Below are 11,270 nucleotides of genomic sequence, written 5' to 3'. Positions count from 1 at the left end.
CTGCCCCTCGGGACCGCCGGGCGAGGCCGGATGGGAAGAGAGCATTCGAGAATCAGAATTCATACCCCGTCGTCAGCTGGGTGCTCGGTCGCGTGCCCGGACAATCTGTGAGGTGAGGCGCCGTGAAGGCAGAAGACATGATCCTGGTCAGCGTGGACGACCATCTTGTCGAGCCGCCCGACGTGTTCGAAGGACGGCTGCCGGCCAGGTTCGTCGAGGCGGCGCCGAAGGTCGTCCGCAACGCCGAGGGCAGCGACGTGTGGGTCTTCAACGGCTCGGTCATCCCGAACATCGGGCTGAACGCGGTGGCCGGCCGGCCGCGCGAGGAGTACGGCATCGAGCCGACCTCCTTCGCGGAGATGCGTCCCGGCTGCTTTGACGTGCACGAGCGGGTCAAGGACATGAACGCCGGCGGAGTGCTCGGCTCGATGTGCTTCCCGTCGTTCCCTGGTTTCAGCGGCCGGCTGTTCGCCGCGGCGCAGGACAAGGACCTCGCGCTCGCGGTGACCCAGGCCTACAACGACTGGCACCTCGACGAGTGGGCCGGCGCCTACCCGGGCCGTTTCATCCCCATGGCGCTGCCGATCCTGTGGGACGCCGAGCTGTGCGCCGCCGAGGTGCGCCGGGCGGCGGCCAAGGGCTGCCATTCGCTGACGTTCACCGAGAACCCGGCGACGCTCGGCTACCCGAGCTTCCATGACAGCTACTGGGACCCGGTGTGGCGGGCGCTGTCGGAGACCGGCACAGTGCTCTCGATCCACCTCGGCTCGTCCGGGCAGCTCTCGGTGACGGCGAAGGACGCACCGGTCGACGTGATGATCACGTTGCAGCCGATGAACATCTGCCAGGCCGCCGCCGACCTGGTCTGGTCGCGGGTCATCAAGGAGTTCCCGGACCTGCGCATCGCGCTGTCCGAGGGCGGCACGGGATGGATTCCGTACTTCCTCGACCGACTCGACCGCACCTACGAGATGCACCACCTGTGGACCGGCCAGAACTTCGGCGGCAAAATTCCCAGCGAGATCTTCCGTGAGCGGTTCCTGACCTGTTTCATCGCCGACCCGATCGGTGTGAAGCTGCGCCACGACATCGGCATCGACAACATTTCCTGGGAGTGCGACTACCCGCATTCCGACTCGTCCTGGCCGACCGCTCCCGAGGAGCTGGCCGCGGTCACCGTCGGCGTGCCCGACGACGAGATCAACAAGATGACCTTCGAGAACGCCTGCCGGTGGTACTCGTTCGACCCGTTCTCCCACCTGCCCCGGGAGAAGTCCACGGTCGGCGCCCTGCGCGCGGCGGCCGCCGGGCATGACGTCTCGATCCGCAGCTTCGACCAGGGCCGGCTCGAGAAGCAGTCCGCCGCGGGCCTCCTATCCAAGATCGCCGAGATCGCGACCGCCTGAGCCGGTCCGGGCTCGGCCGCCGCGTGGGGCTACGAATGCGCCGCCTCGGCGGGGGTTGCGGCCACGGGGGTTCGCACCGCGTCCAGCACCGCCTGGGTGGTTTCCGCGGGTGTGTCCGCCGGGAGACTCAGCATGAGCCGGTCGACCACGCCCCCGAAGCGGTCGCGGATGCGATCGGCCAGGGTGTCGAGCGGGGCGACGACGACGAAGGCATCGAGGATCTCGTCGTCGATGAGCCGGCCCATCGCGGCCCACTCTCCCTGCCGCGACAGCCTGTGCAGGTCGGTGTGCAGGTCACCCCAGCCGTGCAGGTCGAGCACGGCCCGGTAGGCGGGAGTCGACCCGTAGAAGGCGATCCGGTGGCGCATCGCGTCGGCGGCGGCCTCGATCTCGGCGTCGTTCTGCCCGGTCGCCACGAAGGCCGGATAGCTGATCTGGAGGTCGGTGCGGGTTCTCCCGGCGCTGGCCAGGCCGTCGAGCAGGGCCGGGACAGTGACTTCGCGCAGGTAGCGCGGGGTGGTGAACGCGTGGGTGTAAATGCCGTCCGTCACCTCACCACACAGCCTGGTCATCGCGGCGCCGACCGCGGCCACGAAGATCTTCGGCTGGCCGTGGGGGTGCGCTGCGGGGACGAAGGCCGGCGTCATGAGCGTGTGGGTGTAGTACTCGCCCTCGAACCGCAGCGGTGTCCCGTCCTGCCAGGACGACCAGATCGCCCGCAGCGCGAGGACGAACTCCCGCATCCGGGCGACCGGCCTGCCCCAGGGCATGCCGAACCTGCGCTCGATGTGCGGGCGCACCTGCGAGCCGAGGCCGAGGACGAACCGGCCCTGCGAGTAGGCCTGCAGGTCCCAGCCAAGCTGGGCGACGGACATCGGGTTGCGGGCGAACGCCACCGCGATCGACGTCCCGATCTCGATCCGGGACGTGTGCTCGGCGGCGAGCACGAGCGGCAGGAAGGGATCGCTGTTCACCTCGCCGCACCAGGCGCCGTCATAACCCAGCCGCTCGAGCCTGCCGGCCGCGGCCGGGACGCCGGACAGGGAGGACGACAGTCCACCATCAACCTTCATGGAGCCCGACTCTAGCCCGATCCGCTCAACACATGGGACGGTCCGACGCTCAGGATGGTGCGGGGAGGGCGCGCGGGCGGCCCGCCTCAGGCGGTCGCGCGGAGCCTCGGCAGATCGGCCAGCTGGGTCGCGAGGCCGCCCAGCTTGTCGCCGGCTCCGGCGTCGACCAGACGCACCAGGCAGGTGTCGCCGTGGCGCTCGGGTGTCCAGGCGGTCACCGGACGAGGCTGCCCCCTCGTCCGGTGACCGCTCAGGGCTTGCCTCTCGGGCGGTCACCGCACGAACCTGTCTCTCGGGAGATGACCGCCCGGGTCCTCCCGTCCGAACGATCACCTCCCAGGCGTGTACCTGGACGAGGGTCAGCCAGGGAGAGAGGGTCAGCCAGGGACAGAGGGTCAGTCGGGGAGGCGGTCGAGGATCCAGGCGCTGATCTCGTCGGTGAGGGCGCTGTGGGGGACCGGGGTGGAGGAGCAGAGGAAGTCGTCCAGCTCGCTCTCCTCCGGGGGCAGGTTGTCGATGTTGACGTAGAGGTCGTCGTTGGTCTCGATTCCACGGACCGCGACGGCGCTGACCGACGGCACGAAGCAGATCGAGCGATGGGAGACGTCGACACTCTCGCCGGCGTCCTTCAGCGTGTCGGCGAGGATGCCGAACGAGCCGAGCGTCCCGCCGGGCGCGCCGTCGAGGTCAGGGAAGTTGTTGGTACGGACGGTGACCTCGCCGAGCAGGCCGCGCAGCTCCGCGACGACGCGGTCGCGTCCACCGGCCTGGGTGAACAGTTGGGTGTCGGTCAGCCATGGGCCGTTGCTGCGCAGCGCCAGGACGCCGGGCGGTACGCCGTTGCGATGGCCGGTGCCGACGCCGCTGGCCACGCCGAGCAGGCGCGGGATCCGGGGCCAGCCGCCGACGCGGTCCAGCTGCTCCAGGAACTCGGTACGGGCCGAGTCCTCGGTGGAGGAATCCCCCGTCGGCTCCTCGATGTGACGCCACAGCAGCTGACGGGCGGCCGCGCTGTTGAGTAGCTGGGACAACGTGTCGTTCACGGGTGCGAGGTGATGGGCGATCGCCTGCAGCGCGATCGGTACGGTCGCACCCCGGTGCGGGCTGTCGACCGAGAGATACACCCCGACCTGATGGTCGATGCGTTGCAGTTCCATGCGGGCCAGCGCGTAGCGGGTGACGATTCCGCCCATGCTGAAACCGCCGACGAGCAGGCGGGTGTCGCCGAGCCGCTCGGTGACGGCCTGGTGAATCGCGGCCGTCGCGGTGCTCGCGTTGTTCAGAATGGACGCGGAGCGCTCGTCGAAGCCGATCAGGATGAGATCGCGGCCCTGCTCCCGCAGCCTGGTGGCGAACCGGTGCGGTTCACCGTCGACATGCTCCCAGACCGCGTCGAAATTGGTCGGACCAGACTCGAAGCCGTCCGCCAGGAGAACCGGGCGGACTATGCCCCGGTTGCCCTGGCCGTAGTAGACCAGCGCCCTTCCGCCCGGGAGCGACCATTCCTCGTCGGCTTTCGGCGCCAGCCGGGTCGGCTGCTCGCCCGCCGCGGTGACCAGCCCGATCGGCCCGATCGCCCGCCGAGCGCGCTCGAGATCCTGATTCGCCATCACGTGACCTCTTTCCGCTAGTGAACCAATGCGGAAAGTAATATCCCGAGTGCTGATCCAACACCCCGCATGCGCCAGGACCACCCAGTCGCGTGTCGCGGCGACGGGTGGATCGCCGTCACGCGGTCGTCGCTGTTGCCGACCCCGCGGCCAGCGGCGGGGAGCCTCGCGTCACCGCTGGTCGGCGGGCGCGGCCAGGGACTCGGGAACCCAGGAGGGCGGACGCTTCTCCATGAACGAGAGCATTCCCTCCCGGGTTTCCGTGGAGTGCCGCAGGGCCCAGAACATCGTCTGGTAGTCAACCGAGGGATAGTGCTCGGTGAGCATGCGCTTGACGTGCAGGCGGGCATCCGGGGCGGTGCGCAGAACCTCCGTGACCGCCTGGACGGCGGCCTCGCGCAGCCGCTCGTGCGGCACGATCCGGCTGATCAGGCCGAGGCGCTGCGCCTCGATGGCGTCGAGCCGGCGGCCCGAGAGCAGCAGGTCGCGGGCCACGGCGAGGCCGACGTGGGCGGGCAGGACGGCCGCATAGGTCGCGTCGGGAATGCCGCGCAGCAGCTCGGGGGCCCGGAAGGTGGCCCGGTCGCTGACCACGGCGATGTCGCTCATCATCGCGATGAGCAGGCCGCCGCCCTGGCAGATGCCGTTGACGGCGGAGATCACCGGGGCCTGGCTGTCGCGGACAGTGAGGAACGGCAGGATGTCCGCACCGTCGATGCCGGCGGGCACGTGGTCTCCCGGCTCGGACCGGCTGCCGAGGTCGCCGCCCGGCGCGAACACGTCACCGGTGCCGGTGATGATGAGCGCGGCCAGGTCGGGATCACTGTTGACGAGCCGCACCGCCCGTTTCACGCCGTAATACATGGCCGCCGTCAGCGCGTTGCGGGCCGCCGGCCGGTCGATGACGCACCAGCCGATGACCCCGTCGCGTTCGAAGCGCAGCCCGGCCGCGCCCAGATCGTCCGTCATGCGAACTCCCTCGCTCGGCAGCGGACTTTACGCCGGGAGGGAGTCCGGCGTCATCGGATGAAAGCCGGCAGCGTCTCCCAGCCGCGGACGGTGGCGGTCGACGCGAGCTTCGCGCCCTCGACGTCGATATCCCACTCGGGGAACCGCCGAAGGATCTCCTCCAGCGCGACACGGCCCTCGACCCGGGCGAGTGAGGCCCCCAGGCAGAAATGCGGTCCGTGACCGAAGGAGAGGGTCGGGCCGGGGGTCCGGTGGATGTCGAAGGTGTCGCCGTCGGGCCGGCGGCGCTGGTCCCGGTTGGCGGAGCCGATCAGGAGGCTGATGGCGCTGCCCGCGGGCACGGTGGTGCCGTGGAACTCCGCGTCCCGCGAGACGTAGCGGGCCACGTGGATGGCCGGCGGCTCGAAGCGCAGGATCTCCTCGATGGCCACGGGAATGCGCGACGGATCCTGGACCAGCTCACGGCGCTGCTCGGGATGCTCGGCGAGCAACGCGCCGGTCCAGCCGATCAACCGCGTCGTGGTCTCGCTGCCGGCGCCCGCGATGTAGGTCAGGATCTCCGACCGATAGGTGCGGCGCCGGGCTGCCTGGTCGTCGAATTCCTGATCCGGCTGAGACCCTTCGAGCGTCATCACGGATCGTGACTTCAGACATCCGATGGCACTTTGTCCTTGATGAGGCTGAAAGCATCGAATGTTTGGACAAAACGGTACGTAGTACTGCCTATACCGGGTCTCTCGCGTCGATACAATGGCAAGCCGATTGTGATTTGATAGTTAGACGATTGTGTTACGGATGCTACTCTGGCGGCCTGTCGAGCTATGTGCGGAGAGGCCCGCTTCTGTGAGAATTCGAGCACTGTCGTTGTTATCGGCTGTACTGCTGTTCGGCGCCGTTGCGGCAGGCTGCGGCGGCAGTCCGACCGCGGCGGGCGCATCCTGCGGCACCACACCTGGAGTCTCGAGCAGTGAGGTTGACGTCGGCCTAATCTATCCGGACACCGGGGCGCTGGCCGCCACTTTTCAGACGGTGCGAGCCGGGCTGGATGCCAGGTTGGGTGCCGCGAACGCGGCCGGCGGCGTGAATGGTCGGCGGATCCATTATATCTGGGCGGACGACCGGGGAAGGCTGGACACCAACGGGGTGGTCAGTCGGAACCTGGTGGAGAACAAGAAAGTCTTCGCCGTTCTTGAGTCGACCGCGACCTCGACCGGCGGAGCCGCGTATCTTCACGCCACGGGTGTTCCGGTGATCGGTATCGCCGCGGAGCCCGTATGGGCACAGTACCGGAACATGTTCACCTTCAACTATTCCCAGATCGCCACCAGTTCGGCGGCTTCGGTCACCACCTTCGGGAAGTACGCGCAGGCGCATGGTGGAACCCGGGCCCTGGTCGTCTCCGACCCGGCCGGTCTCGGCCTCTCGGCGAACATCGCCAAACAGCTGGAATCCAGCTTCCAGTCAAAGGGCATCCCGGTGGTGACGGCGGTCGCGGACGAGACACCAAGCCAGCATCAGATCGATCAGATCATTCATCTGATGACCGTGAACAAAGTGGACACCCTGGTCAGCCCGCTCACGACCGAAACTTTCGTCCAGATCGTCGCCGCCGTGCGGCGGAAGAACATCAACCCTAAAGTCATCATCAGCTCCGGCGCGCCACCCGGCGTCGATGTAATGAAGAACTATGGCCCGCTGCTGGCCGGCATTACCTTCTACAATACGCAGCCGGCGGATCCGCGGTTGCCCGCGTACATCGCCTACGAGAAGGCGATGGCCGCGTACGCGCCGGAACTACAGGACATCGGCCAGGTCGTGGCCCGGGTCGGGTACCTCATCGGGGATATGGTGGTCCGTGGCCTGCAGACGGCCGGCACGTGCCCGACCAGGTCCAGTTTCATAACCGGTCTGCGCGCGGTGAGGGACTACACCGCCGGGGGCCTCATCTCGGCTATGAACTTCGAGGCTGACTTCGGCAAGATGCCCGTGTGCTACCCGTTCGTCGCGATCAACAGCGCCGGCGACGGCGTGACGACGGTCGATCCCAACTTCTGCGGGGAGCGTGTCGGCGCCTGACCCGCTCCTGGCCGACGCCCCGGTTCACCTGCTCAGGGACCGGTGACGAGGCCGTTTGCCCTCGCCTGGTGAAGCCAGGCCGGGTATTCCGTCATCATCAGTTCGTAGAGCTGCGCGTCGGTGAGATCGGACGGGTCGGCGACGGCGAAGAAGTTGGCATTGTCCAGGTAGCGCCCGCCCAGCTCGTCGAGCTCGGCGAGGAAGGAGAAATCCATCGAGATCGCCGCTGCGAGGCGGGCCAGGATGCCGCCTCCGCCGGCCCGGCCGCTTCGGCCGGCTCCTGGTCCGTCCCGCTGGTCACGAGCGGCCGCCAGGCCATCGGGACCGACCGCCTGGCCGGTGCCGGCCCCCGCGGACTGTCGGGACCTGCCGATTGCCATGAACTGCCAGAAGCTACTGTTCTGCCGCTGCCGGCTTCCGTTTTCTGTTGGTCTTGGGGTCGAGGCGGCGCAGCAGGATTCCGGTGATGGCAATGAAGAGCACGGAGACGGTGACGCCGCCCGCGATGTCGACGGCGTACTGCTTCTTCGTGTGGTCGAACAGGGCGTCTCGTTCCGGCGCGTTCGGGTTGACCGGCACGGTCTGGCCGGCGACGGGCTTGCCGGCGACGGTCTTCGGACGCTGGACGCCGGCACTGGTGATGACGTTGAAATCGGCGTCGGCGGCCATGGCGGCGTAACCCCAGCGGGCGGGGGAGATGGCGGAGATCTGCGGCAGGACCGGCGTTCCCGAGATCGGCACGATGCCGGCGGAGAACACCAGCTGGATCATCGTGACGATCACCAGCAACGGCATCGTCTTGTCGGCATTGTCCACCAGCGCCGAGATCACCAGGCCGATCATGCCGGAGGCGAAGGTGACGATGAACACCGCGAGCATGCAGTCCAGCAACGAGTCGCCGAGCAGCAGGGCGTTCGGTGGCTGCCGGCCGGCCAGCCCGATGGCCGTGAACGGGATGGACTGCAACACGGTGATGATGAACAGCACCAGCACCTTGGAGCCGACGTAGGCGGTCCGCGACAGCCCGATCGCGCGTTCCCGTTGGTAGATCGCCCGTTCCTTGACGATTTCCCGCACGGAGTTCGACATGCCCATGAAGCAGGCACACAGCACCATGATCAGGAAGATGGTGGGGCCGTTCGAGTTCGGGGTGAACGGATCGTGGGTGTCGGCGAAGTCCCCGCCGATGAACCGGGGGATCGCGCCCAGCACGAACGGGAATGCGACGGCCAGCCGCAGATAGCCCTTGTCGGACACGATGACCGACAGCGTCCGTCTACTGAGCGACACCAGCTGGGACAGCACCGTCTGTTGCCGGATGCTCGGCAACTCCTCCGGCTCGGGCCGCGCCGACGGCGCCGTCACCGAGGCGGGGACATAATGCCGCGACGCCCGGAAACGTGCCGCGGACTCGGCGCCCGGGTCTTCCTGCAGGCGCAGGAACACCCACGGGTAACCCTGTTCGCCGAAGAACGGCAGCGCATCTCCCGGCGGGCCGAAGTAGGCGACATGACCGCCAGGGGCCAGCACCAGGACGTAGTCACAGAGGTCAAGCTGCGCCACCGAGTGGGTGACGACGATGACGGTGCGGCCGTCGTCGGCGAGCGCGCGCAGCGACTGCATGACCTGCAGGTCCATACCCGGATCGAGACCCGAGGTCGGCTCGTCCAAGTAGAGCAGCGTCGGCCGGGTGAGGAGCTCCAGGGCCACCGACACCCGCTTGCGCTGACCGCCGGACAGCCGCGCGACCACCGTGTCGGTATGCGGGGTGAGGTTCAGCTCGGCGAGTACCTCGTCAATCCGCCGGTCCCGCTCGGCCTGCGTCACGTCGGGCGGGAACCGCAGCTTGGCGCCGTACTCGAGCGCCTTGCGCACGGTCAGGGAGGTGTGCAGGATGTCGTCCTGCGGCACGTAGCCGATCCGGCGGCGCAGCTCGTCGTACTCGTCGTAGAGGTCCCGGCCGGCATAACGCACGGAGCCCTCGTTGGCGGGGCGGAAGCCGGTCAGCGCGCCCAGCAGCGTCGACTTTCCGGCGCCCGACGGGCCCACGACGCCGAGCAGGGCCTGCCCTGGCAGGCGAAACGTCATGTCGTGCATGAGCTGCTTGTCGCCGGCCCACACGTTGAGATGCTCGGCCTCGAAGCTGACGTCGCCAGAGTCGATGTACTCGACGAGCTGGTTGCCCTCGAGCTGCAGGACATGGTGACCGATGGCGATGATGTCGCCCTGGACGACCTGGGCGCGCTGGATGCGGCGGCCGTCGAGGAACGTTCCGTTCGCCGAATCCATGTCGACGAGCTCGATGTCGGATCCGCGCACGGTCAGCGTGGCATGCAGCCGGGAGGCGAGCAGGTCGGAGATGACGATGTCGTTGCCGCGGCCACGGCCGATCTGCATCTGGCCCTGGCGCAGCGGGTAGGTGGTGCTGCGCTCGTGCTCGCGGTCCAGGCGGGTATGCCCGGCCGGGGTGGGGGGCACGGCGGGGGCGGCGCCGGCGGTCCGGCGGGCGTGGCCGGATCCGGATCCAGCACCGGCACCGGCCCGGACCGGCGCACGCGGCGGGGCGGGGGCTGTGCGCTCCGGTCCGCGGGGCGGAGCGTAGCTCGGCTGGCCGGGCAGCATCGTCTGCAGGTCGGCGTACCCGCCCTCGAGACCTCCGCCGAACGTGCCACCGAAGTCATCGGACGGGTAGTTGCCCCGACCGCTGTCGACCTCGACGCGAAGGAGGACCTCGGGGCCGCTGAGCGAGCCGAGCCGGAAGCGCGTATCGCCGCGCACCTCGATGGCGGTCAGCATCCGGCTGCCATCCAGCCAGGTCCCGTTGGTGCTGACGTCCCGCACCGCCCAACCCGGCCCGGTCTTCTCGATCATCAGATGCTGCCGCGAGACCTGGCTGTCCGCGATCACGTGGTCCGCGTTGCGTGCTCGCCCGATGATGAACCGCGGCTGTCCCGAGGGGACAGTGACCTCTCCGGCCATGCTGGTCACCTTCAGAACGGCCGTGGACATGTTTTTCTCCCCCTCAGAGCGAGATCGGCCGATCAGCCCCGCCGATTGGCCGCGAGCATATGCGGTCCGATCGACCTTGGCCGGCCTTTGACTGAAAGCCGACGAAAGAGGACGATAAGGCCGGCCTGCGCGATAGGACAGTGGGCTCGGGCGGGCTCCCAATCCGGCTTCACATCGGCGCTGACCGGCGCGGACGTGGAATCGGTCAGGGTGGCGGCCGGGGCCGTCCCGGTAGGTCAGCAGGTGCGGCGGACGGTGATGCGGGTGAAGGAACCGACGTAGATGTGGTCGCCGTCGGCCAGGGGGACTGTCCGGCCCGGCGGGATCGGGCGCGGGTCGCTGCCGATCCAGGTGCCGTTGGCCGAGCCCGCGTCGGTGACGGCGAGCCTTCCGTCGTCGGAGTGGTCGAGGAAGGCGTGCACGCGGGACACCCCGCGGTCCTCGGGGGGCAGTGTCAGGTCGATCTCCGGGAGGACATTGCGCCGGGGGCTGCGTCGTCCGATGAGGGTCCGGTCGCCGGCGAGGGCGACCTGACGCCGCGTGACCAGGTCCGGAAAGTCGACGTCGTCGTCGTTGCGGTCGAAGAACGCGCGGTCAGGACCGATCTCGGCGACCCAGCCGACGCCCGCGCCCGCGCCCGCGCCCGCGCCCGCGATGACGGTCTGGCCGTCGGCCGAACGCACGGCGGCGACCGGATCGGCTGTCGCCGGCAGGTGGGGGCGCGGCGGGGAATGGGGCGGCGGGCCTGAACGAGACGCCGGGCCCGCGTGGGATGCCGGGCTTGGACGCGCGACCGGAACGGGGGCGCCGGGCACGGTTCCCGTGTCGAAATCGTAGGCGCACGCCTCGCAGTAGCGGCTGCCGGAGCGCGGTTCGGTGCAGACCGGGCAGGCCGGGGCGGACGGTGGGGGCGTGGTCAACGGTGCGGCCGACCGGGTCGTCGGCGGCAGGTCGGCCCCGTCGGCAGGTCCGGCCCCGTCGGACGGCCCGGCCTCATCGACGGCGCCGGCTGGACCCCGCTGACCATCCGCGGGAGGCGGGCCGGCCGCGCGGGACGGCTGGGCGCGGGGAGAAGGACCGGGGGCGATCGGCGAACCGCAGAGGTCACACCAGTCCTCCGTGGCGGA

10 protein-coding genes are annotated in these 11,270 nt (G+C 69.1%); 2 read left to right on the top strand and 8 right to left on the bottom strand.

Annotation, left to right across the window (positions count from 1 at the left end):
• Window positions 1–122 precede the first annotated feature (122 nt).
• Window positions 123–1,406, top strand: coding sequence for an amidohydrolase family protein (locus MXD95_RS12215; protein ID WP_250640702.1), 1,284 nt, complete (start codon window positions 123–125; stop codon window positions 1,404–1,406).
• A 29-nt stretch (window positions 1,407–1,435) separates the two neighbouring features.
• Here the strand turns inward: MXD95_RS12215 and MXD95_RS12210 are convergent, their stop codons facing one another.
• The 5 genes from MXD95_RS12210 to MXD95_RS12195 form a co-directional block, all read right to left on the bottom strand.
• Window positions 1,436–2,479: an LLM class F420-dependent oxidoreductase gene (locus tag MXD95_RS12210; protein WP_250640701.1), complete on the bottom strand. Its 1,044-nt coding sequence runs from the start codon at window positions 2,477–2,479 to the stop codon at window positions 1,436–1,438.
• Window positions 2,480–2,565: 86 nt separating this feature from the next.
• Window positions 2,566–2,697: a hypothetical protein gene (locus tag MXD95_RS28510; RefSeq protein ID WP_285223609.1), complete on the bottom strand. Its 132-nt coding sequence runs from the start codon at window positions 2,695–2,697 to the stop codon at window positions 2,566–2,568.
• A gap of 177 nt (window positions 2,698–2,874) precedes the next feature.
• Window positions 2,875–4,089 carry an esterase/lipase family protein gene (locus tag MXD95_RS12205; protein WP_250640700.1) on the bottom strand — a complete coding sequence of 405 codons (1,215 nt, stop codon included), beginning with the start codon at window positions 4,087–4,089 and terminating at the stop codon, window positions 2,875–2,877.
• Window positions 4,090–4,260: 171 nt separating this feature from the next.
• Entirely contained in the window at window positions 4,261–5,058 is a 798-nt protein-coding gene (locus MXD95_RS12200) for an enoyl-CoA hydratase/isomerase family protein (RefSeq protein WP_250640699.1), read from the bottom strand.
• A gap of 50 nt (window positions 5,059–5,108) precedes the next feature.
• Window positions 5,109–5,690, bottom strand: coding sequence for a cytochrome P450 (locus MXD95_RS12195; RefSeq protein ID WP_308301482.1), 582 nt, complete (start codon window positions 5,688–5,690; stop codon window positions 5,109–5,111).
• A 211-nt stretch (window positions 5,691–5,901) separates the two neighbouring features.
• On the opposite strand from MXD95_RS12195, the gene MXD95_RS12190 reads away from it, so the two are divergent.
• The gene (locus MXD95_RS12190) at window positions 5,902–7,134 is read left to right on the top strand and encodes an ABC transporter substrate-binding protein (RefSeq protein WP_250640698.1); all 1,233 of its coding nucleotides are present in this window, start codon (window positions 5,902–5,904) and stop codon (window positions 7,132–7,134) included.
• A 32-nt stretch (window positions 7,135–7,166) separates the two neighbouring features.
• Here the strand turns inward: MXD95_RS12190 and MXD95_RS12185 are convergent, their stop codons facing one another.
• The 3 genes from MXD95_RS12185 to MXD95_RS12175 all read right to left on the bottom strand — a co-directional run bounded on the left by MXD95_RS12185 (window position 7,167) and on the right by MXD95_RS12175 (window position 10,826).
• On the bottom strand, window positions 7,167–7,514 hold the full coding sequence (locus tag MXD95_RS12185) for a VWA domain-containing protein (RefSeq protein ID WP_250640697.1): 348 nt from the start codon (window positions 7,512–7,514) through the stop codon (window positions 7,167–7,169).
• A gap of 13 nt (window positions 7,515–7,527) precedes the next feature.
• The gene (locus MXD95_RS12180) at window positions 7,528–10,143 is read right to left on the bottom strand and encodes an ATP-binding cassette domain-containing protein (RefSeq protein ID WP_250640696.1); all 2,616 of its coding nucleotides are present in this window, start codon (window positions 10,141–10,143) and stop codon (window positions 7,528–7,530) included.
• A 236-nt stretch (window positions 10,144–10,379) separates the two neighbouring features.
• Window positions 10,380–10,826, bottom strand: a complete 447-nt coding sequence (locus tag MXD95_RS12175) for an FHA domain-containing protein (RefSeq protein WP_250640695.1) — start codon at window positions 10,824–10,826, stop codon at window positions 10,380–10,382.
• Window positions 10,827–11,270: the final 444 nt, after the last annotated feature.

This window comes from Frankia sp. AiPa1, assembly GCF_023243075.1.
Taxonomy (GTDB): Bacteria; Actinomycetota; Actinomycetes; order Frankiales; family Frankiaceae; genus Frankia.
Note: the sequence above shows the minus strand (reverse complement) of the source record. Positions and strands in the feature narration are given on the sequence as shown.